The organism is Scytonema sp. PCC 10023 (assembly GCF_963920835.1).
Taxonomy (GTDB): Bacteria; Cyanobacteriota; Cyanobacteriia; order Cyanobacteriales; family Nostocaceae; genus Kalymmatonema.
The window spans coordinates 23,777-48,523 of the sequence record NZ_CAWUDP010000075.1; the positions used below are offsets into that span (position 1 = coordinate 23,777).

21 protein-coding genes are annotated in these 24,747 nt (G+C 42.9%); 10 read left to right on the forward strand and 11 right to left on the reverse strand.

The genetic code is table 11. The features are described from left to right. Positions 1 to 319: 319 nt before the first annotated feature. From ACM0OZ_RS34195 to glsA, 6 genes are all read right to left on the reverse strand, one after another. The gene (locus ACM0OZ_RS34195) at positions 320 to 3,646 is read right to left on the reverse strand and encodes a tetratricopeptide repeat protein (RefSeq protein WP_414587280.1); all 3,327 of its coding nucleotides are present in this window, start codon (positions 3,644 to 3,646) and stop codon (positions 320 to 322) included. Between the two features lie 4 nt (positions 3,647 to 3,650). Further along, on the reverse strand, positions 3,651 to 4,616 hold the full coding sequence (locus ACM0OZ_RS34200) for an ATP-binding protein (RefSeq protein WP_414587281.1): 966 nt from the start codon (positions 4,614 to 4,616) through the stop codon (positions 3,651 to 3,653). Next, entirely contained in the window at positions 4,613 to 5,914 is a 1,302-nt protein-coding gene (gene iscB, locus ACM0OZ_RS34205) for an RNA-guided endonuclease IscB (RefSeq protein WP_414587282.1), read from the reverse strand. The genes ACM0OZ_RS34200 and iscB overlap by 4 nt, the downstream gene beginning before the upstream one ends. 201 nt (positions 5,915 to 6,115) lie before the next feature. Next, complete coding sequence (locus ACM0OZ_RS34210; protein WP_414587283.1) at positions 6,116 to 6,373, reverse strand: hypothetical protein; 258 nt, start codon at positions 6,371 to 6,373, stop codon at positions 6,116 to 6,118. A 412-nt stretch (positions 6,374 to 6,785) separates the two neighbouring features. Further along, positions 6,786 to 7,220: a response regulator gene (locus ACM0OZ_RS34215; RefSeq protein ID WP_414587284.1), complete on the reverse strand. Its 435-nt coding sequence runs from the start codon at positions 7,218 to 7,220 to the stop codon at positions 6,786 to 6,788. Positions 7,221 to 7,755: 535 nt separating this feature from the next. Then, positions 7,756 to 8,718, reverse strand: a complete 963-nt coding sequence (gene glsA, locus ACM0OZ_RS34220) for a glutaminase A (RefSeq protein ID WP_414587285.1) — start codon at positions 8,716 to 8,718, stop codon at positions 7,756 to 7,758. 863 nt (positions 8,719 to 9,581) lie between these two features. Here glsA and ACM0OZ_RS34225 point away from each other — a divergent pair. From ACM0OZ_RS34225 to ACM0OZ_RS34235, 3 genes are all read left to right on the forward strand, one after another. Further along, positions 9,582 to 10,691, forward strand: a complete 1,110-nt coding sequence (locus ACM0OZ_RS34225) for a septal ring lytic transglycosylase RlpA family protein (protein WP_414587300.1) — start codon at positions 9,582 to 9,584, stop codon at positions 10,689 to 10,691. A 259-nt stretch (positions 10,692 to 10,950) separates the two neighbouring features. Further along, a complete protein-coding gene (locus tag ACM0OZ_RS34230; RefSeq protein ID WP_414587286.1) occupies positions 10,951 to 12,555 on the forward strand; it encodes a bifunctional pantoate--beta-alanine ligase/(d)CMP kinase in 1,605 nt (534 codons plus the stop codon). 331 nt (positions 12,556 to 12,886) lie between these two features. Continuing rightward, a complete protein-coding gene (locus ACM0OZ_RS34235) occupies positions 12,887 to 13,750 on the forward strand; it encodes a DUF5895 domain-containing protein (protein ID WP_414587287.1) in 864 nt (287 codons plus the stop codon). Between the two features lie 143 nt (positions 13,751 to 13,893). Here ACM0OZ_RS34235 and ACM0OZ_RS34240 read toward each other — a convergent pair whose 3' ends face one another. Together ACM0OZ_RS34240 and ACM0OZ_RS34245 are read right to left on the reverse strand one after the other, a co-directional pair. Further along, a complete protein-coding gene (locus ACM0OZ_RS34240; protein WP_414587288.1) occupies positions 13,894 to 15,363 on the reverse strand; it encodes a ketol-acid reductoisomerase in 1,470 nt (489 codons plus the stop codon). Between the two features lie 13 nt (positions 15,364 to 15,376). Continuing rightward, positions 15,377 to 16,051, reverse strand: coding sequence for a cysteine hydrolase family protein (locus tag ACM0OZ_RS34245; RefSeq protein WP_414587289.1), 675 nt, complete (start codon positions 16,049 to 16,051; stop codon positions 15,377 to 15,379). A 274-nt stretch (positions 16,052 to 16,325) separates the two neighbouring features. On the opposite strand from ACM0OZ_RS34245, the gene ACM0OZ_RS34250 reads away from it, so the two are divergent. The 4 genes from ACM0OZ_RS34250 to ACM0OZ_RS34265 all read left to right on the forward strand — a co-directional run bounded on the left by ACM0OZ_RS34250 (position 16,326) and on the right by ACM0OZ_RS34265 (position 20,246). Further along, positions 16,326 to 17,243, forward strand: coding sequence for a LysR family transcriptional regulator (locus tag ACM0OZ_RS34250; RefSeq protein WP_414587290.1), 918 nt, complete (start codon positions 16,326 to 16,328; stop codon positions 17,241 to 17,243). A 28-nt stretch (positions 17,244 to 17,271) separates the two neighbouring features. Then, on the forward strand, positions 17,272 to 17,889 hold the full coding sequence (locus tag ACM0OZ_RS34255; protein WP_414587291.1) for a Uma2 family endonuclease: 618 nt from the start codon (positions 17,272 to 17,274) through the stop codon (positions 17,887 to 17,889). An 80-nt stretch (positions 17,890 to 17,969) separates the two neighbouring features. Continuing rightward, on the forward strand, positions 17,970 to 18,590 hold the full coding sequence (locus ACM0OZ_RS34260) for an IS607 family transposase (protein ID WP_414587292.1): 621 nt from the start codon (positions 17,970 to 17,972) through the stop codon (positions 18,588 to 18,590). A 180-nt stretch (positions 18,591 to 18,770) separates the two neighbouring features. Next, a complete protein-coding gene (locus ACM0OZ_RS34265; protein WP_414587293.1) occupies positions 18,771 to 20,246 on the forward strand; it encodes a hypothetical protein in 1,476 nt (491 codons plus the stop codon). A gap of 241 nt (positions 20,247 to 20,487) precedes the next feature. Here ACM0OZ_RS34265 and ACM0OZ_RS34270 read toward each other — a convergent pair whose 3' ends face one another. Beyond that, positions 20,488 to 21,174: a PHP domain-containing protein gene (locus ACM0OZ_RS34270; RefSeq protein ID WP_414587294.1), complete on the reverse strand. Its 687-nt coding sequence runs from the start codon at positions 21,172 to 21,174 to the stop codon at positions 20,488 to 20,490. Positions 21,175 to 21,513: 339 nt separating this feature from the next. Next, entirely contained in the window at positions 21,514 to 22,539 is a 1,026-nt protein-coding gene (gene purM / locus ACM0OZ_RS34275) for a phosphoribosylformylglycinamidine cyclo-ligase (RefSeq protein WP_414587295.1), read from the reverse strand. Positions 22,540 to 22,792: 253 nt separating this feature from the next. Here purM and ACM0OZ_RS34280 point away from each other — a divergent pair, with 253 nt between their 5' ends. After that, on the forward strand, positions 22,793 to 22,975 hold the full coding sequence (locus ACM0OZ_RS34280) for a hypothetical protein (RefSeq protein ID WP_414587296.1): 183 nt from the start codon (positions 22,793 to 22,795) through the stop codon (positions 22,973 to 22,975). Between the two features lie 487 nt (positions 22,976 to 23,462). After that, the gene (locus ACM0OZ_RS34285; RefSeq protein WP_414587297.1) at positions 23,463 to 23,666 is read left to right on the forward strand and encodes a hypothetical protein; all 204 of its coding nucleotides are present in this window, start codon (positions 23,463 to 23,465) and stop codon (positions 23,664 to 23,666) included. A 336-nt stretch (positions 23,667 to 24,002) separates the two neighbouring features. Here the strand turns inward: ACM0OZ_RS34285 and ACM0OZ_RS34290 are convergent, their stop codons facing one another. Continuing rightward, a complete protein-coding gene (locus ACM0OZ_RS34290; protein WP_041041270.1) occupies positions 24,003 to 24,209 on the reverse strand; it encodes a hypothetical protein in 207 nt (68 codons plus the stop codon). Between the two features lie 82 nt (positions 24,210 to 24,291). On the opposite strand from ACM0OZ_RS34290, the gene ACM0OZ_RS34295 reads away from it, so the two are divergent. Beyond that, positions 24,292 to 24,471, forward strand: a complete 180-nt coding sequence (locus tag ACM0OZ_RS34295) for a hypothetical protein (RefSeq protein ID WP_414587298.1) — start codon at positions 24,292 to 24,294, stop codon at positions 24,469 to 24,471. Positions 24,472 to 24,747 lie beyond the last annotated feature (276 nt).

The window sequence follows — 24,747 nt, forward strand, 5'->3', positions numbered from 1 at the left end:
AAAAGAAAGTTTTTCCACCTCGCAAATCCCCCGGACTTCTCCTTGTGGGGACCCAACTGCGTTCCTAGCTGCGGTTCTGCATTCTTCTTAATTGCATAGAATACACGCAGCCCGGTAGGGGCACGGCAATGCCGTGCCCCTACAAGCAATCTGTATTACAGCCAATTGAGAACTGCTATAGTAATGATGGTAGCGAGTTTAGGAAGGATGGCGTTTTACCAATTCACGCATTCGCTCATTCAAAATTCAAAATTAAGAAAGCCTAAGATAACGAGGGTTTGGGAGTGTGTATCTGTCGCATTCTTTTTTCAAATTGGTATTAGTTATTATCTTGCTTCACTGTACTCAGCACCTCTTGTAACAGCTTGCGTTCTTCTATAGGCAGTTCGAGCAAAACACGCCTATCGCCTTTTGTCTCCCGATAGCGGACAGCACCATTGAGAAGACGGAGAGGAATTTGGAATTCAGGGCGACTCGCTACAACTTCCTGCCAAACTTCCTGCCATTTCTGCGCTGCTTTGTCACTTACCATTTCTGACATCAACGCACGTATGCTTTTTTCTCGCACAAGTCCCTGCGCTAATGCTAAGGCGACTTGATGTTTGTCGTAAAGTTCTACTAGGGTTGTGATGCGCGTTCTCCACACAGCTGCATCGTTTGTGCTGTTAAGTAGATTACGTAAAATTAATTCAGTGTCCTCCGCAGACGCCTTCTCTGTAGATTCTATAAGCTCAAGTGCATTGTCTAATGCTGCGATGCCTTCCTCCCAACGATTCAGTCCTAGAATTGCGATCGCTCGGTTGAAGAAAACATAAGAAAATTGTTCGCCTAGTGCGATCGCGCGATCGCAGGATGCCAAGGCTTCCTCGTGACGTCCGAGTATATCTAGAATCCAGCCTCTGCTGCCCCAGGCATTTGCATAATTGGGATTAAGCTCAATCGCTTTATTACAGGATGCCAAAGCTTCTTCATAGCGTTGAAGATTGTCCAGTACCCTGCCTCGCTCACGCCAAGCACTCATAGAATTGGGGTCAAGCGAAATCGCTTTGTCTAAGGATACTAAGGCTTCCTCATAGCGTTGTAGGTTCTTCAGTACCCAGCCTTGCAAAAACCAAATGCTATCATGATCAAAGCCAAGCGAAATCACTTTGTCGTAGGATACCAAGGCTTCTTTGTAGCGTTTAAGGAACGAAAGTGTCCTTCCTCGTACCAACCAAGCACTCATAGAATTGGGGTCAAGCGAAATCGCTTTGTCCAAGGATGCTAAAGCTTCCTCATAGCGTTTCAGGTTGCCTAGCACATCGCCTCGCTGACCCCAAGCCCAATCATAATTGGGGTCAAGCGAAATCGCTTTGTCCAAGGATGCTAAAGCTTCTTCATAGCGTTGGAGTTTTTTCAGTGACCAGGCTCGCTGACCCCAAGCCCACTTATAATTGGGGTCAAGCGAAATCGCTTTGTCTAAGGATACTAAGGCTTCCTTATAGCGTTTGAGGTTGCCTAGCATATCGCCTCGGTGTGCCCAAGCCAACTTGTAATTGGGGTCAAGCGAAATCGCTTTGTCTAAGGATACTAAGGCTTCCTCATAGCGTTGTAGGTTCTTCAGTACCCAGCCTTGCAAAAACCAAATGCTATCATGATCAAAGCCAAGCGAAATCACTTTGTCGTAGGATACCAAGGCTTCTTTGTAGCGTTTAAGGAACGAAAGTGTCCTTCCTCGTACCAACCAAGCACTCATAGAATTGGGGTCAAGCGAAATCGCTTTGTCCAAGGATGCTAAAGCTTCCTCATAGCGTTTCAGGTTGCCTAGCACATCGCCTCGCTGACCCCAAGCCCACTTATAATTGGGGTCAAGCGAAATCGCTTTATCCAAAGATGCCAAAGCTTCTTCATTGCGATTGAGGTTAGCTAACACATTGCCCCGCTGATTCCAAGCCCAAGCATCATTTGGGTCGAGATCAATCGCTTTTTGCAAGGATGCCAAGGCTTCTTCATAGCATTTGAGGTTGTGTAGTGACCGACCTCGGCGTCCCCAAGCGCGCCCAGAATTGGGGTCAAGCGAAATAGCTTTGTCTAAGGATGCTAAAGCTTCCTCATAGCGTTTAAGACCGTTTAAGCAGCGTCCCTGTTCTAACCAATCCTCTGCCTGACCACGAATTTCCACCAGTTTCTCTGCATATCGCAAAGCATTGGCATAGTCTTTCTTCTCAAAGCAATTTTCATATTCCTGCCAGTACGCCGCTACGCGAGGGTCATCATCATCATCTTCCATTGCCTGGAGTGCATAAAGCACATATTCTCGCTCTACTACAGCATCAGGTGGAAGCGGTTCTAGACGTTGCTGATACCTGGAATGATTTTGTTCGTAAGCAAAATCATCAATTGGCGCTTCATTGAACTGTTGTCCTAAATCATTAAACCATCCATTATTCCTGATTTCATCAATATCCTGTCCCAATCGCTGTTGCAACTCTACACGCGTATACCAAATTCGCAAAAAATCTACAAATAACTTTATTGGCTCATCCCGTTGCTTCTTCACCTCCAAACAAAACCGCATCAGCGGTTCCCGCAATTCGTAAAATGACTCACGCCCAATAGATTCAGAATTAACGTAGCCCTTCTCGCGCAAATCCTTTAGTTGGCTTGATGCTGTCTGATGGCTCATAAAACAGCGTTGGGCAATCTCCTTAACAGTAACAGCACGGCGGCGGTCAGCGAGAAATTCAATAATTTTTCTTTGTTGCTGCGAAAGCCACGACATCCGCGCTTGATAGTAAGGCGTTAAATCATCTAGCATCCGCATGAATGGTTCCACCAGTTCATCTAGCAACTTGCGGGTAAGAAACTGGGAGAAAATGACATAGACGCGGGGGTTTCCACCAGAGAGGTGATGAATGGCACGGATGCGATCGCGTCCTGTTGGCGTTTTGATAAAATCTTCTAGTTCCTTATCCCCTTCTAATTGGGCAATATGCCTTAACAAATCTACAGCTTCATCTAGCGTTAACTCTTCTAAGTGGTGAGCATAAAAGAAGTTATAGAAGGGGTCATCTTTGCGGATGATACCATCAAATAAGCTTTGTGCTGTTGCCAGAATTGTTAAAAATGAATAATTCTGTATATAAGCCCGGAGTTGCTTTTGCCCAATATCACGTAACCCGTCAAACAAATCATCTAGGTTTTCCATCAACAGCAGCAGCGTGCGTTTCCCAACAAATTCCCTGAGTAATGCTGCTGCTTGATGTTCAGCTTCTTGTTGCGATAACTGATAAAGTGCTTCAACTTGCTGATTTAATTTAGCATTATATTCTGCTGGATACTCTTTTTGAAGCGCTCGAAATATCCGCAGCAGCAAATCTAAAAAGGATGTAACGCCCCACTCTTCCTCTCTCAGCCATGCGATAACTAACTTATCATCTAAGTCTTTCATTTTGGAGACGCGATGATAAACCAGTGTTACCATGTGCGTCTTACCTATACCCCGCATCCCCACCAATAGGCGAAAATGTTTATTTGCCGTCAGTACACTTTCACGAATCAATTCAACTAAATAGTCTGCCAACTGATGACGCTGCACAAAAATTGCTTCCAAGGTTTCTGGCGTCATCAGACTGGGGGTAAAGCGAGAGAGAAAGGTGCTTTTCATTTTTTCAACCTCTCAATAATTTCCAGTAAAGTTGAATCAGCCCATAGCGAAAGCCATATCCCTCGCTTTGTCGAATAATATAGTAATCACGTTCTAAAAGTCTTAATACAGTGCGTGCGATTTCTTTGTTTTGTGTTTCTGGTTCTTGCTTGAGATTTTGAAACAAATCATCAAATAACAAAGGTTGGTTTGAAACTGCCAAAATATCAAGTAAATTTAGAGCATAAGGGCGTTGCTCGTCATTATAGTAATTATCAATCCGCTCGCGATAATGATCCATCTTCCAGGGATTGAGCGGATCTAATAAACAATCTTCGATAGTTTTAGTAATAGTTGCTGCATTCACCTTTCCGCCCCGCATTTTTAGTTTAATAATCAGGTGGTGAATGTAGAAGGGAATGCCATTTACTGCTAGTGCGATCGCACTAGCAGTTTCCCACAAATCAGCGACTGCAATATTTTCTCCTAGAAGTAACCTACGGGCTAAATCAGTAGCATCAACATGGGACAGTGGCGGTATATCTGCTGCATACATATCATTTGTCGGCTCGTTGGTGTATCCTTCTTTTTTCAAATCAGCAATCACATGATGCAAGCCAATGGAACCCGTAAACACCATCCTGACATCGGGGTACATCTGACGGATGGAACGCAATGTATCCAAAACTTCCATCGCCGCTTGATTGCCAATATTACCCAGCATATATGGAACTTCGTCCCAAAGCAGAATGACTTTGCGCTCTTGATTCTCAACCAAATCGGCTATAGTTTCAGTGAGCAGTCTTTTCCAGTGGGGAGCAGCAAATTCGGGTAACTTGACACCCATAGCTTCTGTACCACTTATTTGTGTCAATAGCTGACGCGTCCGTCTTGCTGTTCGCCGTAAGCCGCTTAAGTATTCTTCCACATCCTGCAAAACAGTCTCGACAAACTCCAAGGGCGATCGCATCGTCTCTAATCCCCGATTCATTGGACAATAGTGGAAAAACGGTACATATAACCATCATTACGGTGCATGGCTTGACAGTACTTATGCCTGACTGGACTGACTTTACCAATGTGTGTAATCATCTCAAAAACGCCAGATTTTCTCACTGTTAACCGTCCTACATGAGTTCCTGCAAATTTACCTTTTGGCAATTTAGCTTTAACCATATCCCCCGTTTGGAATCCAAAGAATGTTTTTTGGCGTTCTCTGTGCCGCCTGGGGAAACCGTGCTTATTTGTTATGCACATCTGACGATTACCCCATCCCTTAGCAACAATTAATAACGGTTGCTTAGTCATCAAGATTAATTGGTCAACAATACCAACGCATGCCGAGTCTAACCAATGCTGCTTATCAAATCCAAGTCGAATTCGATTGTACTTGGTTCTTCCACCAGTCCCCACTTCTACGGGTAATCCTGTTTGCTGCAATTCGTTAAATAATGCCCAACGAGTAGAATTAACAGCTGCTGCATCTTTTAATGGCTGTTTAACCTGGGCTAATACGCGATTTAAAGTATCTGGCTTCTGTGCCAAAAATTCTTGAATATCTCTATCGCTTTTAGATTGATTGCAGTCATGACAAGATATAACTAAATTAGAAATCTTATCACTCCCTCCTTTTGAACGCGGATGTAAATGATCTATCTCTAGTCGAGTATTGCTAGCACCACAGTAAGCACATTGCCTACTCCACTTTTCTAGTAAATACTCTCTAACTTCGTACCCGAATAACTCACCTTGCTGGTACTTAATTCCCATTACTTCGGGATTGACTAATTTTTGAGTGTCGAACCTGACTAATTCTTGAGATATTCCTGTAATTGGAACATATCTTTTAATTCGATTTACCCAAGTCATTACGTTGTGAACGCGAGATTTTAAGCTGGGAGCGAGCCTTCTAGCAGATCTTTGGCGTTTGCCTCTATTTTTGATTGGAGGTCGTCTGTAACGAGTTTGACGATTGCGCCTATTACGTCTGACAGCTTTACGAGCTTCTAAATCCTTCTTGATTTGTTGACCCCTATGTTGGATTTCAGCCCCCCAAATTACCCAATCTCCTTGAACAATAGCTAAACCAGTTACTTTAGAACCTGGATCGATTTTTAGCTGATGTTCACTTCTTCTTGGGTTATCAACAGCATATTTGAAAATTATTGTAAATGGGTATCTACGATAAACTGCTGCTTTTCCTTGATTTAATAACCTCCTTGCTTGTCCTGGTGGTATTGGGTCTAATGGCTGTTTGTTGGTATCAATTACAAAAACGAAATTAGACATTTTATAGTCCTCTGATTGCTCAGGTAATGTTTTCCTTGCTCATGTTTTAAGAGCTTGTTCGGCTAGAAACACTGGTTTAACCAAATACACCTGTTTAATTCCTAACGACAGAGCTACAAGCTGGAAAGCACTTGCAGATGTCATGACCCAAAAAACGTAGTCAGTTAAGACTTGAGCATGGCTATCTGTCCAATGGATGAGCTAGTTGTCTAGCTTTGTCCACTGTTTGGTGAATAGCACTTTTTCTAAGTCATGGTAGATCGGCAACTTATCCTCTGGTGCTTCTGCTTGCATCTTCTTAATAATGCAAGTTTTGCCCATCCGCCGTTCTGCATTCAGCATCAGGCTTTGTCTCTCCAAAATTTCCCAAAACTGCTGAATCAGCTTATCTCGTCCAATAACCTCATCTGGCGAAATTTGCCCTCCAGGGTTAGCCCTCAATTTCAGCGGTATCACCATATCTCTACCCTTACTAACATACGTCAAATTTAACGTACGTCAATCTTAACGTACGATTTACCAAACGTTCTTACGTCAGTGCTGATAGGACTAGCGAAGCCTTGTTGGTATCAAGTACCAAAATTTAACCTATTGCTTGCACACTATAAGGTGTTCGTCTAACTACATTTGTTTAATGGTACACCGTTTGCTACTCCTGAACCAGGAACCTATGCAATGTGTGCGCTCAATTGCTTGGCGAATCAAAGTGCAGGAGTGATTGCAGTAGTTTAGTGACGCAGTTACCATATTATTAGCTGCGATTCACACTGTTGGAAAATGTAGTTAACGGCACCAAAGAGTGATATTTTGGGTAAAAATATTTAGTGCTTTAGACAAGGGAGGAGACACGACGCGAGCGATTTAATCGCAGTCAAGATAACTCTATTAACTTTATTATTTCTGTGATTAATTCTGTTGGTTCTACAGGCTTCATCAGGTAAGCTTCAAACCCAGACATGAAAGCAAGGTTACCTCCTTGTTGTATGTCCATAGCCGTTATAGCGATCGCGGGAATCGCTCCCAAGGGAGGATCAAGCGTTCTAACTCTGCGAATTAAGGAATAGCCGTCAACTTCTGGCATAGCAATATCACTAATCAAGAGATTTGGTTCAAATTGTCCCATAACCTGTAGCGCTTCTACTGCCGATGCTGCCATCATCACTTGGGCACCAGCGCTTTCAAGAATAAAAGCGATTAAATTACAGTTATCGGCATCATCATCGACTACAAGTACCCGTAACCCTGCTAAAGGCTGAAAATCATCTATATCGTCGTTAGGATGAACATTTTCAGAATCGTTTGACACGATAATATCGTCTCCTCATTGCTTACTCAATTAGGGGGAAGTCCTGCTGGGAGCTAGGTACGAACTAGCTACTCAGTGGGCGTTGTAAATTAATGACTAGTCTTATTTCCTGTGAAGCATCTGCCATTTCCACAAAACTCTTAAGTCATTCGAGGATTTTAGCGGTTGGTTACTATTGAAGCGGCTGGAAAAGCTTAATTTCAACTGTCCCAAACATTCAGTTGCTCACAGATAGCTCTAATCTTTATAAAGCTGTGCGGTTGGATGGAGCGAGCGAAGCGTTTTTCCGGTGCGCCCTACACCAGTCAGCCTTTTACTTCTTATTACACTACCACAGGACTCGAAGGAGGGCTGTCAGTAGCAAACAACGAGAAATGTACGGATAGCCTGTCTTTGCTAAAACGCAACGAAATGATTATTTTTTCAGCAGCTTAAAAACCTGATAGCACCATCATCTAAAAAACTAGAGTGGCGCTGCGCTCTTGCGCAGTGCCAAAATGCGATCGCACTAAAGCGATAGCATTTTCCTTATATACTAACTACCAAAATTTAACCTATTGCTTGCACACTCGAACAAATGTAAACCAAACTGCTGTGAAAGTTCCTCACAAACCTTAACCCCCCGAACACTATTACCGCGTGAATCGAGTCGTGGTGAAAACACTCCAATTCCCATGACATTTGGAATAACGGCGATAATCCCGCCAGAAATTCCACTTTTTGCCGGAATCCCAACCTTATATGCCCATTCGCCTGCAAAATTATACATTCCGCAGGTGTACATCACACTGAGAATGTCTTTAACGTAACGGCTATCCACGGCTTGTTTTCCTGTAATCGGGTTGATACCCTTGTTGGCAAGTGTCGCCGCCATTAGTGCTAAATCATGGCAATTCACCATGACAGAACATTGCTGGAAGTAAAGGTCTAGCGCCTCGTCAATACTTTGCTCTATCATGCCGAAATTCAGCATGAGATGTGCCATTGCGCGGTTACGATGTCCTGTGATACGCTCTGAGGTAAATACTGAGATATCAACGAACACATTATGAGCAGTATATTCCCGGAACATATCTAGCATTCGGTTGAGACGTTCAGTAGCATCCGACCCTTTGATTAAGCTGGTAGTTGCTATAGCTCCCGCATTCACCATTGGGTTGTATGGTCGCTTCGATTTCTCATCGAGGACAATTGCGTTAAATGCGTCCCCTGTCGGTTCTACGCCTACTCTTGTCAAAAAGTAATCTCGTCCATGATCCTCAAGCGCCAGTCCGTAAACAAACACTTTGGAAATCGATTGAATCGTAAAGAGCTGATTGTAGTCCCCAACTTCGTAAAGGTCGCCATTGACGGTCGCGATGCAAATGCTAAACAAGTCTGGATTGACTTTTGCTAGTTCAGGAATGTAGTTTGCTACAGTTCCATCCTGTAGGGACTGGTACTTTGAATGCAAGTCCTCAACAAAAGATTGAAATTGTGAATCTTCTTGCTTTGCCATGAAACTGACAGTTGGGTGTTAAAAATTACGCTTTTTCTTCTATACTTTACATATTTTGATGTATCCGATTTGCATAAGCCAATCTAGTTAATATTCTCATCAGGAATTTTGCTTTTACGGTCAAAAATATTCATGCAAGTAACATCTAGCCTCGTGTTTTGTCAGTTCAGATACTATGTAATTTATTTTACTAAAATTTCAAGAAGGTTTAAGAAACATGCACATTATCACTCATCTAATATCCAGCTAGTTACAAATGATAATTATTTTAAAGTTAACTTGAATACTGCTGTCATTATTTGAAGCGAAAACAGGGTAATTGCTTGCAAACAAAGCCTGAACAAGGGCTTAAAAGCTAGTACTTAGCCAACGATACTTAAACATATAGTTTATATCTAGTTATCAAAATAACTAAAAATATTGATTTTATCTTGAAACTTATTGTTCAAGTAAAACTACTGGAAATTAAGTGAAAGTATGGTAGTATAAGCCGCTGTTGAAAGCAAATACCATTAATTCTCTTTATAAACAAGCGCGTACGCTACCCTGAACAATTTAATTACCAAATATTGTTAGCTTTTAATAATAAAATTTTTAATCAAACAAAAAACTGTTACACAGCCAAAAAGCTGTTTTGAGTAAGGTTTTGGGCTTAAAAGGTGAGTTTGAATTTGATAAATTTACCAAGGATTACGCTAGATCCCCGATCCGCAACCCTATAGGTTCGTGGTAGTCTGTTGCAGTTAAAAGCAAAAAGTGAAAGCAGAACGAGTTGGAGTTTTAGGGATATGTCACTCATCAGTGGTGCAAAATCCCGCCAATTTATGGAACTTTTGTTCTTCAGTCGCTTTAATATCGGACGCATGAATCAAAAACATTTGTGGACTGTTGTCGCTCTATTTTCTACTGTTCTTGGGATACCGTCAGTAGGTCGCGCTCAGACGGCCAAGAAAGCGGCTCCATCTTCGCTACCTATTGCCTCTGGTGATGTGGTGAAAGTAGGAGAGTATAAATCCCCAGCAGAGAACCCTGCTTCAGATGCTGCTGTGATGACTGAAATTCATACTCATCAAGTGGCAGGGCGTCAGGCGGCAACGCTCTATATTCGCAACATCCCCGTTCTTACCTTTGTTGGTGACAAGTCAGTTGCCAGTTCAGAGACAAAAATGGGTGCATTTGGTAACGAGAACGGCGCACAGCTTGTCAGTACAAATGCAAGCAGCCCAACGAAGGTAGCATCAATTGGGGCAAGCGTGGATATTAATAACCAGGCTAACTCTACCAAAGATGACCCAATTCAGAGGGCAACAGTTGTAGCAGCTAGGATAAACCAGCTGATCTGGGACAAGGTGGACGCCAGCAAGATTACAGTCAGTTGGAAAGCAGGAGGCGAATCCACAGCCAATGAGAGCCAGCAGAAAAACAACCAACTTGGTGAGCAACGGCCACAAGGTCGCTATATCATCAAGGCAAATGGCGAAGAAATCGTGGAAATCGATGGCGATACACGGCTTGCAGATACAACCAATGATCGAGCAAAAGATGCACTGCAAGCAACAAATCGCTTGCGCAGACTCATAGGCAATGCATCTCCTATGAACGAAATTGCCAATTTACCCCAGCGCTCATCGCCAATATCTCTACCAAATTTGCCACAACAGATTGCCGGACAAGTGATAGCCAGCGCTAAAGGTATGGCTTCTTATTACGGCTATGATGGTTCTGGCAATCGTACCGCCACCGGTGAGAGGTTTAATCCAGAAGGATTAACAGCTGCCCATCGCCACTTACCCTTTGGTACGCGAGTCCGCGTTACCAACACCCGCAATGGTCGTTCTGTAGTGGTGCGGATTAATGACAGAGGACCCTTCATTCGTGGTCGAATTATTGACCTTTCTGTTGCCGCCGCACGGATTTTGGGAATGATGGGCAGTGGCGTTGCACCAGTGCGGGTAGAAATCCTAGGTAGGTAAGAGTATAGGGAGTAAGGGAGCTCTTGACCAGAGGAAGCAGTTTTTTAGCAGGGGAAGACAGGGAAGACAAGGGAGAAAACACCTCCTTATCCCCTTGTCCCCCTCATCTCCCTCATCTCCCTCATCTCCCTCACTTCCCTCACTCCCTCATTCCCTCATTCCCTCACCTTCTTATTCCTCGTTCCCCTAGTTGCTGGTCTCTTCCTCGCTTTCAGATATAAACTAACGGGGAGAGCTAGAGAAAACTAGGGGTATTTTTGTGCGCCTGTTGAGAACAGTCGCAGCTTTACGCTGCTATTTAGCTAAACACCGTTTTGAAAACCAGCTTGTGGATCAACCGCAGCCGTTGCCATTTGAGGTGACTGGTAGATCCAAGACAGCAGTTGGTTTGGTTCCGACAATGGGAGCGTTGCATGAAGGTCATTTAAGCTTGATTCAACGGGCGCGGCACGAAAATGCCACGGTGATTGTGAGTATCTTCGTTAATCCGCTGCAATTTGGTCCCAACGAAGATTACCAACGCTATCCTCGCACTTTTGACCAGGACCAATTACTTTGCGAACAAGCAGGGGTAAATGCAATTTTTGCTCCTACTCCGGAAGAGGTAGGAGTTGCCGAGAAGAATATACAAGAATTAAAAGTTACACAAGTTATTCCACCATCTGCTATGATATCTGGCTTGTGTGGTCGTTCTCGGCTGGGTCACTTTCAGGGTGTAGCTACGATTGTGACCAAGCTTTTCAACTTGGTACAGCCTGATCGAGCCTACTTCGGTCAAAAAGACGGTCAGCAGCTTGCCATTATTAAACGGCTGGTCGCTGATTTGAATTTTCCGATAGAAATTGTTGGTTGTCCTACGGTGCGAGAAGCATCTGGTCTTGCTATAAGTTCTCGCAACCAATATTTGACTGCAACACAAAAGCAGCAAGCAGCAGTGTTGTATGGTGGCTTGCAGAAGGCGCAAACAGCTTTCAAAGCAGGAGAACGCGATGCAAAAGCGCTTATAGGAGTGGTGCAGCAAGAAGTGGCAATGGTTAGTTCTGTCTTAGTGGAATATATTGAATTGGTTGAACCAAATACGTTGATGCTTATAGAAGAAAAAGTTCAGGAGGAAGGAATGCTTGCGATCGCCGCTCGCCTAGGTTCTACACGTTTGATTGATAATACCATTCTGCGCGATCGCAAGCCGATCATCGCTATAGATGGACCAGCAGGAGCTGGAAAATCCACTGTTGCTCGTCAAGTAGCGGCAAACCTGGGTCTAGTGTATTTAGATTCAGGAGCAATGTACCGCGCTGTCACTTGGCTGGTACTGCAAAAGGGAATTGCCCTTGACGACGAGTGTGCGATCGCTGAATTAGCTAACCACTGTGTCATTGAACTGACTCCTACCGAGAACTTGCAATCACCGATGCGGGTTTGGATTAATGGGACTGATGTTACACAAGCAATTCGCACTCTAGAAGTGACATCTAAAGTTTCAGCAGTAGCAGCACAGACCCCCGTGCGTCAAGCACTGGTTAAACAACAGCATAGCTGGGGCAAAAAAGGTGGTTTGGTTGCAGAAGGACGGGATATAGGTACTCACGTCTTCCCCGATGCCGAACTGAAAATCTTTCTAACTGCTTCTGTCAGTGAACGTGCACGTCGCCGCCTGCAAGACTTTAAAAAACAGGGTCAACCTGAAGTGAGTTTAGAGCAGATGGAAAAGGACATCGCTGAACGCGACTGGAAAGACACCACGCGTAAAGTTTCCCCCTTAAAAAAAGCACCAGATGCCGTTGAAATTAAAACTGATGGTTTGAGCGTTTCTGAAGTCACAGAACAAATTGTTGACTATTACCAGCAGCGATTATCTCAATAGTTTGCCCCTGCTGTTAATTTTCAACCGAATGCCACAAATACAGTGTTGATTTGATTTCTGGCTCAAAGCATAAAAGCCCGGTTTCTTAGAAATCGGGTTTATTCAACTGATTGTAGCGCATTTACCCATCTGCGCCAAAAATACTCTACATGGGCGCTTTGACAGGCAGTTGTTAAAATCAGGTTTAGATTGTGCGTGACTTCTTGAATAAGTGATAGAGTATTTTCACTTTTAGATCAATTGTGTCTAAAGCCACTAACTGCATCGAAGTCTCAAGCATTGCTAAACCGTGTAAACTTGATCTGCAAAACATTGACAACCGCCTAAGACGATGAAATTATCTGCAAAATTCGACTTTGAGGACGAGAAGTACAACGCACCAGCTTCTCAAGTACTCCCTTGGTGTCAGATGATAAATCCTCGCTATGGCACAAATGGGTTACAACCTCACGGTTTGGCAATTAAGCTGGATAACGCCAACGCTGTAGGCTTTCAGCCCGACGACAATTGGCAGCAAATCGAGCATGAATTTAGCTCCGGAGTCGAAACGGTATATATGACCACCACTCCACGGTTAGTCGTAGTCCGTCGGGGACCGTTATCTGTCAAAGACCGGGAAACTGGAGTAAAATTGGGTACACTCAAAGACAATTACGATGCTTTTTTAGCAGACAAACTTAAATTTAAAACATTTACTCGCTATTTAATTTATTTAGTAGGAGAAGATAAAAATTTCTTACATGAATCACCGCTACAGCTAACTGTAAATGGAGCCGCAGGAGCAAGTTTCAGTAAAGCTTACTGTGAATACCAACAAGGTAGAGTCACTGGTGGTTTCCTTGCCGAATTAGAAAAGGCTTATGCTGGATACCGCAAGCAGCCTCTCACACCAAAAGGTTCCCTATTCCACGCCCACGGAATTTTCTCCCCGATTATTAACTGTGAAGAAAGAGGAATTGAACCGAATATAGTTTTAGTAGCTTCAACTGTGGACTATAAACATCCTACAGTCGCTACCTTAACACAGTACCTGATTGCTTCAGACTCGCAAGAGTCTGGAATTATCTGTAAGACTTTTGAAGAGTATAAGGACTTTGGTAAGGAAACGATGAAAGCAGAAACACCTCGGATGGAGATGGCGGGGGTTTCTAGTTCCTACGTTTACTCTGATGAAGATGATTATCCACCATATTAAGCAATTCAAAATTCAAAATTCAAACTTCACGGAGGAAGAGAACTAGCGACAATCTTTTTTAAAAGACTTGTAAAAATCGCGTATGTTCAGATTCCCGACTTCTTTAAGAAGTCGGGAATCTTGTTGTTCGGGATTGCTATATTTTATGCAAAAATATCAACAGAAGGTCGTAACTGGGCGCAAACTGAGAAAGCTTGGTGAATGTCATTCCTCAAAAAGTTGTCAAATAGTCTTTCATCTACTTGTTTATCATCATCCAATGCAGTAAAAGCCTGTTGACATAATACGTAATCAAACCGTGGTGCCCATTTTCTAGCTCCAAGCCGTGCTGTGATAGAGCAATTATCAACCATAAAAGCAACTCCTTTTTGATGCATATAAGGGTTTAGAGAATCCACAGCTTCAATGATCGATTCATTCACAATTTCAGAATAAAGGTGCCCCTTTTCCTTGAGTAAGTCTACTTGAGCCATCATAGTAGCGATATAAACTCCAGCAGCTACAGGATGAATGGCAAGTTTTTCGGATTGTCTGTTGGTACGAACATGAATGCCAACTTGCCACATTTGTGTGCCGTCAATTTTTCCTAAAGGGTAACGCTGATGACGATGAGTTGCTGCAATAACGCTGCGAATTTCGTTTCCAGAAGCAACTTCATCATAAATTTCCATTAAAATTTCAAAAGCCGGATGATAAGCAGCACAGTAAGCTTTCTTAAAGGTTTCTTTGTCGGTATCATTGAGAGATTCATAAACAGACAAGATTCCGTTTTTAGAAATTATCCTGGTGATTGTTCCTGTGAGAGATTCAACAGAATTTACATAAGCTGCTTCCTGAGAATATCCATGATGAATAAACCAACGATATAAACTTTCTACAATGCCATAAATCGCTCCTAACAGAATTCCTCTTTCTCCAAAAATATCAGATTTATATTCTGATTCAAGGGTCGTTTGGAAAATTGTCGGAGAACCAATTGCAACTGCCCATCCAAGTGCATAATCTGTTGCTTTTCCATTGATATCCTGATGAATTGCAAAGCTGGAGTTAATACCTGCTCCGTTAATTTGTTTGCCTTGTTCATAAAGTCGCCTAACAGAAGATCCCATACCTTTGGGACAAACAGCAATTACATTAATATTTTCAGGAAATGATTCACCAATGTTTTTTAAATGTCCGAGCAAAAATCCATGAGACAATCCAAGTGTTGCTCCTGAACGTGTTGCCTCAAAAATCTGCTGGTAATTTTCTGCCTGTGCAGCATCGGAAATAAGAATGATTGATAGTTCCGACTCGAAAATCACTTCATACATTTCTCCTAATGTGCCGTTCTCTCTAGTAAAGCCAGCTTTTTCTGCCAATGGAATAGAAGAAGAATTTTTCCGAAGACCTACTTTGACTTTAATGTTACTATCTGCCAGAGAATCTCTTAAGTTCTGTGCTTGAGCAGGACCTTGAGATGACCAACCAATCACTCCGATTTGCTGAATCCCTTCAAAAGCTTTAGGTAAAATTGGAAAAAGATGACGTCCTCCTCGAACGATATATTCTTCTGTACCTGCTAAGACAATCTTCTCTTTTTCAAAAGTATTCGTGCTAAATTCCAAATTCATAGTCAGACTCTCTTCATTGATGAAAGTTTTTACAGGATATTTTTACAGTTTGCATAACTTTAGCAATACACTCTTCAGCACTCACCAAACTCACGCCAATATTCCTTAGCTCTTGCAAACCTCGTTCGTAAACTTGAGATGTGGCATCTGGAATGAAAACGACTCGAAAATCTCGTTCACTCGCCTCATAAATCGTAGTGCGTGGGCAGTTAGGAAAGTTACAACCGCACACCACTAAAGTGTTAATGAAAGACTCACGTAAATGTTTTTCAAGAGAGGTTTGATAAAAAGCCCCCCATCTTGGTTTGTACATAATCCATTCATGATGACTCATTGCTTGAAAAGTTCCAGACATGAGCTTATCCACATCAAGGATGATTTGAGTTGATGGTTTTAATTCGTTCACAAGTTCTACTCCATCGCTACTAAAAAGTGCGACTTGCTTACCATTTCTAATGTCTTGTCTGCGACACAAGTCCACGTTAGAACCATCAGGTAAATAAATCCTGATAACATGGATAATTGGTTTATTGCTTTGTCTAAATGCTTGTACTAACTGCTGAATTTTAGGTATCACTTCCCATGTGCCAGGAATTTCTGCACAAGCTCCCGGTAGTGCGAAAGAATTTTGCACATCTATAGTAAGCAAAGCAGCATTTTCCCAATAAGGACTAGTATCGTCTGTCATGAAATGAAATCCTGAAATCTTGGAATTTTTGAATATTTAATGTTTTAAAAACGATTTTTAGGGAAAATTAACCACAGATGGACACAGATAGACACAGATATTTTTTCTGTTAATCTGTGTGTTTCTGTAGTTTTAAATTTTTAGTAACTATCTTTAAAAAAATATTATTGATGCTAGTTTCTTGTCCGTTCACGTTGTTAATTATTAATATAAGTGCTATTTTTTTCACTGTCTAACACATTTTTTATAGACAATTAACACTTAAAACATTCAAATGGAGCTGCGACATTTACGCTATTTTGTTGCTGTGGCAGAAGATCTGCACTTTGGTCGAGCTGCAGAACGGCTGCACATGACTCAGCAACCTCTAAGCCAACAAATCCGCCAATTGGAGGATGAATTAGGCGTACTCTTGTTTCACCGTACTAAGCGGCGAGTTCAGTTAACGGAACCAGGAAAAGCTTTTTTGGTAGAAGCACGCCAGATTCTGTTAAAAGCCGCTCAGGCTGTAGAGATAGCAAGGCAAGTGGCTCACGGAGAGAGTGGACGGCTGAAGGTAGGATTCTCTGGTTTTGCTACCTATAGCGTTTTACCTAAAGCTTTGAGGATTTTTCGAGAGCGCTTTCCACGCGTGGAACTGGAGTTGGAGGAAATGACAACGACTGCTCAAGTACAGGCACTGCAAGAGCAGCAAATCCATCTTGGTTTAATGATTCCGCCTATACCTGACACCACCTTGAGTTTTCAACCAATTCTACGAGAGCCACTTGTTGTCATATTGCCAGAAACTCATCTACTAGCAACTCAGCCAGAGTTAGCATTACCGATGCTGGCTAACGAGTCTTTCATTCTAGTATCACGTCACTTAGAACCTGGCTACTACGACCAGTGCATCAGTTTGTTCCAACAAGCAGGTTTCACCCCTAAAGTGGTGCAAAAAGCCAGCCAAAAGCAGACCATCCTTGGTCTTGTCTCTGCTGGTATGGGTGTTTCCCTCGCTCCTGCCTCTATCCGTAACATTCACAGGGTAGGGGTTGTCTACATTAGTCTCAATATATTAAACGCAGAGGTGCAGCTAGTAGCAGTGTGGCAACAAGATGAGCCATTACCAGTTTTGCAGACCTTCCTTGAAGTTATGAAAGAAGTTGTGAGTCAAAGTTCCTGTGAAGATGCTGCTCAAGACACAATATAACAACAGCCTTAACTCAATATGGTGATTTATGAGTAACCTTCAAACAAAATTACCAACTGATACATGGGTAGCAGCTAGTTGGAATGAATATCTTCAGGCGATTGAAAATCCAGTATATGAAAAAGCCAAGAGCTATTACTACAACCGCAAAATGAGGATTGAGATCCCACCAGTAGGTAATGACCATTCACGAGACCACTCGATTGTTATTTATGCCGTACATCTGTTTGCCAGCATCAAAGGTATTGATTTGAACGGCAATGATAACTGCACCTACCGGAAAACAGGCTATAACGATGCGCAACCTGATGCGTCGTTCTACATTGGTAAAAACGCGGAAGTTATTCCTTGGGGTACTTCGATAATCCAACTTGATATCTATCCAGCCCCTGATTTGGTTATTGAAGTTGCAAATACTTCTGTTGCAGATGATAAAGGTGACAAGCGCCTTCTGTATGAGGAATTAGGAGTAGGTGAATACTGGATTATAGATGTACAAAATGTTCAAGTTATTGCTTTTGCTGTAGAAAATGGTGGGAGTCGGAAAATTTCTCAGTCTCAAGTTCTACCTGGGTTAGCAATTTCTCTTCTGGAAGAAGCTTTCCGCCGTACTCGTGAAATGAATCACGGAAGGGCTAGTAGCTGAATAAAAATATCTGGGTATATCTTGGTAAATCTTCCGGAATACCCATATAATTGAATGTATTCTCTCACAGAAATAGCAATATGGGAGACATTCAATCAGTGACAATTAGCATCGGGGATGCTGCTAAAGAATTAGGAGTTTCGGTAGACACAATTAGGAGATGGGCAGACCAAGGAAAGCTACGTTATGAACGTGCTCCTAGCGGACATCGACGCTTTTATTTGGCAGACATTAAACGAATTACACCCAGAGACTTGCAGAAGTTGGATGAGCGCATAACGATTAACTATGCTAGAGTCTCAGGTCATGACCAAAAAAACGATTTAGTCCGACAAATTCAAGTTTTAGAAGCTTTTAGCGGATCTAATGGTTGGCAGTTTGAAACCATTCAAGATTTAGGAAGTGGTCTGAATTATAACAAAAAAGGAATTAAGAAGCTTATTGGTCGCATACTAAAAGGGGATGTTGGTAGACTCGTATTGACTCATAAAGATAGACTGTTACGATTCGGTTCTGAGTTAGTATTTGCTATCTGCGAGGAGATGGAGACCGAAGTAGTAATTATCAATAAATCCACTGAAGAAATTACCTTCGAGCAAGAACTAGTACAAGACATGATTGAACTAGTGACAGTATTTTCAGCGCGTCTTTACGGCGCAACTCAGATCTTGCACCTAACCGTAAAAAACCGTATAAGCTAAAAAGATGCGCGATAAGGCTACCTGATTTTTATCGGTTTTTATCGCTAAATTAAGGCTTTTAATTTAATACGGAGTAATTAAATTAAATCAATTTTTATTGGTGCAAGATCTGAGGCAAGAAGCCGTAAAAACCAAAAACTAATCGACGGGATATCCAGTATTATTGATGAGGTAAAATAAATGACGACTCTCACGTATGTTAAAGGTTTACCGACACCAGCAGAAGAATTGAATAGTTTGGGAATGACTGATTTTGAGATGTTCCTCTCTGCATACAGTCCGGTATTCCACAAAGCAGCGTGTGAGACGGTTAATCATCTTAAATCAGTCGATACCTTCGAGAAATCGGGCTGGAACAGTTATTTACAAGTAACTTACGGAATCTCAAAACGTCATGCTAACGGCATAATTAGTCACGCTCAAGGCGCTGTGGATGCTTCAATTGAGCATCGGCAACGGCATATTAAAACATTAGAGGGTAAGCTAAAATCCATCAATTCATGGATTACTAAATCAGAGAAAAAGCTAGACGATGCTGTCAAATTTTATGCTAAAAAGAACTGGCAGAAATCTAAAACCGGATGTAGATTCCCGATATCATATTCGCTGAAATTTCGATACACTAACTGGAAAAACCTCCGATTTCAAATTCATAACAAGAAGCGTCGTGCTTACCAATTAACCAAACAGCTAGAGCATTTAAAGACAGCGCCCATTCAAACCGTCGTCTCAAAATCACAAGTATTTGTAGTTGGTTCTAGAGATGAATCGTTTGGTAATCAAGCTTGTCAATGGGATGGAGATATCCTCAAGTTTCGTGTGCCTGCCTGCCTAGAAGCTAAGTTTGGGAAATATGTTCAAACCAAATTAGGTAACTTTGAACGCAAAATCAACAGATTGCCCAAAGATGGTTCTAAGACCTGGCAGTTCTTCCGCAAGGACGGGAAATGGAATGCCGCAGTGCAGTTTACTCCAGCGCCTGTAGAACGTGTTTCCAGACACTCCGCTTATGGCTGTATTGGGATTGATATGAATCCCGGATCGATTGGTTGGGCATATGTGGACGCTAACGGCAATCTGAAAGCTCATGGACAAATACCGTTACAGATGGGACTGCCGTCTGGCTTACAAGATGCTCAAATTGTCGATGCTTGCTTGCAATTGGCAACTTTAGGTGAGACCTTCGCGTGTCCCGTTGCTTGCGAAAGGCTGGACTTTTCTGCCAAGAAAGAGCTCTTGTGCGAACGAGGACGAAAATACGCTCGAATGCTCTCAGGCTGGGCTTATAGCCGATTCTACGAGTTGCTAGAAAGTATTTTAAGTAATCGGGGGATTTATCTCATGAAGGTGAATCCCGCCTACACCAGTATTATTGGATTGGTGAAGTATGCTCGCCAATATGGTCTAGCCAGTGATGAAGCTGCTGCTATGGCTATCGCACGACGTGCCATGAGATTGACTGAAAATATTCCTGTGACCATAACCGCCTATCTGCCCGTGAAGGATAGAAAGCACGTATGGTCACAGTGGAATCAACTGAATAACGCAATTAAGAAATCCGGCATGAAGCGTCACAACTTCTATGCTGTCTCTAACTGGGGGTCTTTGGTCAAACAATGGGCAGAACAATCTGTTCAGAGTAAGCCAAAGCGCTAAAGATGATTTCAAGGAAGATAAACCGCTAACTTCCCTCTGCAGAGATTTGTGGATTATTGCCCAGATATGCGTAGATTTTTAGAAGCGGTGGGTGCTTGGTTACTATCCCAATTTCAGCAATAATTTAGCAAAATTCTAACTCTAACTTTTACAATCGATCATCTCAAATCCAATATAATAATCTGTTTTTAGCCCCTGGCTTGTTGAACCAGGAGTATTGCTAAAACACTAAACTCCATGTTTACAACCGCTGGAGCAGGTTTAAACCGTGAGTATCGGTACCACAGGTGTTCAAAAGACCGTATTCACTAGCCAATTGTTGCACCTGCATCGATTCTACGGCACTAGGTTTCCAAGGGTTGGGGTTGTTGTAGGCGTAAAAAGTTTCAACGCCATTGATACCCAGTTGTGCAGCAGCAGGAATCAAGTCAAAATGCGATCGCCTATAACGAGCTGGGTGAGCTAGTACCGCCAGTCCCCCCGCTTTCTGGATGGCAGCAATTACGTTAGCTGCTTGATATTCTTCACCTGTAGTAATTTTTCTTTGGATGTATGGTTTCATACTGGGGTGTTCTGGCTCGAAAGAATAACCCAAAATATGAACTTCAATATCTAAAAGATTGGCATGAATTTCTACGCCACTCCAGAGGTGAGGAGCGTTTGCGCCTGGGTTGTTCCACTTCCAGTTTTCCAACCAGTCTAAAGCTGCTTCGTAGCCACTTATACTATGATGGTCGGTAATCGCAAGCCCTTTTAGACCTATGGTGACAGCTTGCTCCATCAATGCAAAGGGGTGCAACCTGCCATCTGAGTGGACAGTGTGCATGTGAAAGTTGAAACACGTCGGGCAACTTTTTGCATCAATGCTCTGGAATACTTGCTTTAATCGTTCACTAGAGGTAAATACCTCAACAATATTGACAGTCATAACCCCCTCTTTTCTGTATTAGGTGATTTTTTACACGAAAAAGCGCGACATCAACAGCCCAGAATGCACCAGCACCGCAAACGAGTGGTGGTACCTATTTTCTGGGCATCATTGGCAAAATTTTTCAATATGTTAAGACTACGTTAGCAAATTCAAAGCCTAACGATCATGCGTATTTTCGATTCGTTTTATAAGCAAAAGTAAGAAATGTTGCAACTCATGCCGGTTAAATCCACATTTTCCTACCTTGACAAATATTTAATAAATATTAAATATAGTGCAAATAAGCACTTTAAAACACAAAAAAGAATCAATTCTATAGTGTATAAATCTTATCACTTATGTTGGCAATCCAATTAATTCACCTGAGCCACTAATTACCTCACCAATTGTAAAAGCTGTTACGTTTTGTGAATCAAAGTAGGTTATTGCTTGTTGTACCTGATGGGGAGGTACTAGCAGCACAAATCCTACCCCCATATTGAAAGTGTTATACATAGCTTGCGGACTGACTGAGCCAGCTTCCGCCAACCACTGAAATACAGGTGGGATAGACCAATCGCCCTCAATCTTAATAGCTTGTCCTTTACCTAAACAACGAGGTAAATTTTCTGGCAATCCTCCACCCGTGATATGAGCCATACCATGAATTTCTAAACCCGTTTGACGCGCAGCAAGTACGGGTTTGACGTAAATACGCGTGGGTGTGAGGAAAATTTCTCCTAATGTTTGTGAATCAAATATTTCTAGGCGATCGCTCCAGGAAAATTCTTTTTCGCTGACAATTTTCCTGACTAAACTAAAGCCATTGCTGTGTACACCACTGCTAGCCAGTGCGATCGCCACATCTCCCACTTGTACCTGGGAACCATCCAGCATCTGGCTTTTTTCCACAATTCCTACACAAAACCCAGCTAAATCATACTCACCAACCTGGTAAAAACCCGGCATTTCTGCGGTTTCTCCTCCTAGTAAAGCGCAACCCGCCTGCTGACACCCAGAGGCTATACCTGCAACCACTCCTGTGAGCTGCTCTTGGTCTAGTTTACCTGTCGCCAGATAATCCAAAAAAAATAGCGGTTCTGCGCCAGATGTCAACACATCGTTAACACACATCGCTACTAAATCAATGCCAACGGTGTCGTGACGATTGAGAGCATGAGCGATTTTCAGCTTTGTTCCCACACCATCAGTCCCAGAAACCAAAACAGGTTCCTTGTAACCACTTGGTAGTTGAAAGCCGCCACTAAAGCCACCCAATCCACCAACAACTTCCGGTCTAAAGGTGCTGTGAACTAAATTACGAATTTGGTTGACAAACTCTCGACCAGCCTCAACATCAACTCCAGCATCTTTATAATCCATCAGTTAAAACACCGCTATTAATTAAAGTTAATCAATAATCATAAGTGTGAAGTACCCACCAAGCGCAAGCGGTATGGTGGGGGCTAAGCGAAGACGGCGCATGCTTCGCGTTCGCGGAGCGTGCGCTTTGCGCTCAGCGTCTCTGAAAGAGATACGCGTCTCATTCGCCCTTCGGGTTCAGCAGTCGCCTGCGACGGGAAACCCGTCTTCAGCGCTGCTTCACCGTTGCCACGTTAGGTACATTTATCGCTAAATGTCCGGAACCAAATCCGGTGATGGTCTTACACAGCGTCTCTCGGATGAAAGCCGTTTATCCTCTCACGGAGGAACCCGCGCAGCCGCCCTGCGTATCCCTTGGCAGATATTGATTTTTGTTCGTGCCGCTTGGTTTTTGCGGACTGCGGTTGTATTGACACTCCCCTGGCTGTTAAGATAACGCTTGCGCTCATCTTAACGAAAAGCCAGGGGATTCTTGGTTCGTCCAGCAAGCCGTAAACCTTCTCCTGACGGAGACGCTGCGCGAACGTGTCCCTATTCCCAGTCGCCGACTGGTACACGGGCAATATCTAAACCAAACATCCGTCGTGTAGTTGACCAAATGTTGAGCCAGTTCACGCTCATACCTAGAGGGCATCTGTCCCCAAGCTTTCAGGTACTTTGTTGAGAGTGCGCTATTTAGCGTGTTCCTCTCTTTTCCCTACGTTCCGGCGGGGCACGCCGTACGCTGTTGTTTAAGTTGTTTCTTTTCTAGGTTCACGCGCAACTTATTAGGTAGCGACTGGGTTTTTTAGGAGGACTTTCCCTACCCTCCGAGCATTTTTGTTTCCTAGCCAGTCGTGTGGAGACACCCCAGGTTTGTATAGTCACGTGCTAGCGGATATTCTACCTGTGCTATAGTTTTAGTATAGCAGTTGGTTCTATACATGGCAACAGGAAAAGGCAAAAAAAGGGTAAGAAATATTCCGGTTTTACATAACCAACCAAAAAGAAAACATACGATTTGGTTAACAGACGATGCATGGTACTCGGTGCAAGAATTAGCCGTAAAACAAAAAGTTAGCGCTAGCGAATACCTTGAAGAGTTAATTAGAAAACATTGCATCACGGTAGGCTTTAGCCTACCTTAAAGTGGTTTTCATCCCTGGGCTAAAGCCACAGGGTTTTCAACCTACCCTTTATAACAACCAAGTAATGCCAATAGGCATCTTGCACTCTTGTTTTCTGGATGCCTATTGGCAAACGGTGGGCGAGTGCTTCACTTCGTGAGGAGCTGAGTGCCTTTGGCACACGCTGCGCGAACGCTAACATCAACGTGCAAGGACTACTTCTCGCGCACACCTAGCGCGACTGTCATCAGCCCATGCATCACCATGTAGACCTGCTGAAGATATATTCATGTTACCAAACAAACAATTCATCCCACCACTAACCAACGTCAAGTGGGGGACTTCTTGCCGAATCAGTTAAAATACCTCATCTTCGATACCGCGCCACCATTCCCCCAAATTCATCAAGTCTTGGTGAATGTCTTCTAGCTGTTGAGCGTACTCATTTTCTGAAAGTGTGGCTCGACACTCTTGAAGTTTTTTCAGTCGCAGTTGCACTAATAGCCAAGGTTTGGCAATACTGCCAGTTGCTTCGATGTATTGCGCTAGATTTGTACTATCCATATGCCATTTTGAATTTGTAGATTTTGCATGGGCTTTGCTAAAAGTCATTCCACCTAGTTAAGCCGCCCCCAGTGATCATGATATGATCATCGACATTCTGATGGCGAGTCGGCTGCATCTGATTGTTAGTGTCACTTATATAGTGGTTCGGGGGTTGAGTGCAATACATCAGGAAATAGGAACCACAGATGGACACTCATCGAACACTAAATATTTCTGTATTACAGAATATACCCTAGCATCTACCAGTTTTTCGGAATAAACCTAGTACTTTTATATTTATGAGCGAGTGTTAGAACCTGGTGAGCGAGTCTTTTATACTCGTGAACGAGTATCAGAACCTGGTGAGCGAGTCTTTTATACTCGTGAGTGAGTATCAGAATCTCGTGAGCGAGTCTTTTATATTCATGAGGGAGTATTAGAATCTCGTGAGTGAGTATCAGAAGCTGGTGAGCGAGTCTTTTATACTCGTGAGCGAGTGTTAGAACCTGGTGAGCGAGTCTTTTATACTCGTGAGTGAGTATCAGAATCTCGTGAG

Coding starts and splice junctions, on each gene's coding strand:
- ACM0OZ_RS34200 (WP_414587281.1), bottom strand. CDS start 4,616: ATGAATCGGGGATTAGAGACGATGCGATCGCCCTTGGAGTTTGTCGAG.
- ACM0OZ_RS34225 (WP_414587300.1), top strand. CDS start 9,582: ATGAATCAAAAACATTTGTGGACTGTTGTCGCTCTATTTTCTACTGTT.
- iscB (WP_414587282.1), bottom strand. CDS start 5,914: ATGTCTAATTTCGTTTTTGTAATTGATACCAACAAACAGCCATTAGAC.
- ACM0OZ_RS34265 (WP_414587293.1), top strand. CDS start 18,771: ATGACGACTCTCACGTATGTTAAAGGTTTACCGACACCAGCAGAAGAA.
- ACM0OZ_RS34280 (WP_414587296.1), top strand. CDS start 22,793: ATGTCCGGAACCAAATCCGGTGATGGTCTTACACAGCGTCTCTCGGAT.
- ACM0OZ_RS34195 (WP_414587280.1), bottom strand. CDS start 3,646: ATGAAAAGCACCTTTCTCTCTCGCTTTACCCCCAGTCTGATGACGCCA.
- ACM0OZ_RS34270 (WP_414587294.1), bottom strand. CDS start 21,174: ATGACTGTCAATATTGTTGAGGTATTTACCTCTAGTGAACGATTAAAG.
- ACM0OZ_RS34210 (WP_414587283.1), bottom strand. CDS start 6,373: ATGGTGATACCGCTGAAATTGAGGGCTAACCCTGGAGGGCAAATTTCG.
- ACM0OZ_RS34240 (WP_414587288.1), bottom strand. CDS start 15,363: ATGAATTTGGAATTTAGCACGAATACTTTTGAAAAAGAGAAGATTGTC.
- ACM0OZ_RS34260 (WP_414587292.1), top strand. CDS start 17,970: ATGGGAGACATTCAATCAGTGACAATTAGCATCGGGGATGCTGCTAAA.
- ACM0OZ_RS34285 (WP_414587297.1), top strand. CDS start 23,463: ATGGCAACAGGAAAAGGCAAAAAAAGGGTAAGAAATATTCCGGTTTTA.
- ACM0OZ_RS34235 (WP_414587287.1), top strand. CDS start 12,887: ATGAAATTATCTGCAAAATTCGACTTTGAGGACGAGAAGTACAACGCA.
- glsA (WP_414587285.1), bottom strand. CDS start 8,718: ATGGCAAAGCAAGAAGATTCACAATTTCAATCTTTTGTTGAGGACTTG.
- purM (WP_414587295.1), bottom strand. CDS start 22,539: ATGGATTATAAAGATGCTGGAGTTGATGTTGAGGCTGGTCGAGAGTTT.
- ACM0OZ_RS34255 (WP_414587291.1), top strand. CDS start 17,272: ATGAGTAACCTTCAAACAAAATTACCAACTGATACATGGGTAGCAGCT.
- ACM0OZ_RS34290 (WP_041041270.1), bottom strand. CDS start 24,209: ATGGATAGTACAAATCTAGCGCAATACATCGAAGCAACTGGCAGTATT.
- ACM0OZ_RS34245 (WP_414587289.1), bottom strand. CDS start 16,051: ATGACAGACGATACTAGTCCTTATTGGGAAAATGCTGCTTTGCTTACT.
- ACM0OZ_RS34250 (WP_414587290.1), top strand. CDS start 16,326: ATGGAGCTGCGACATTTACGCTATTTTGTTGCTGTGGCAGAAGATCTG.
- ACM0OZ_RS34295 (WP_414587298.1), top strand. CDS start 24,292: ATGATCATCGACATTCTGATGGCGAGTCGGCTGCATCTGATTGTTAGT.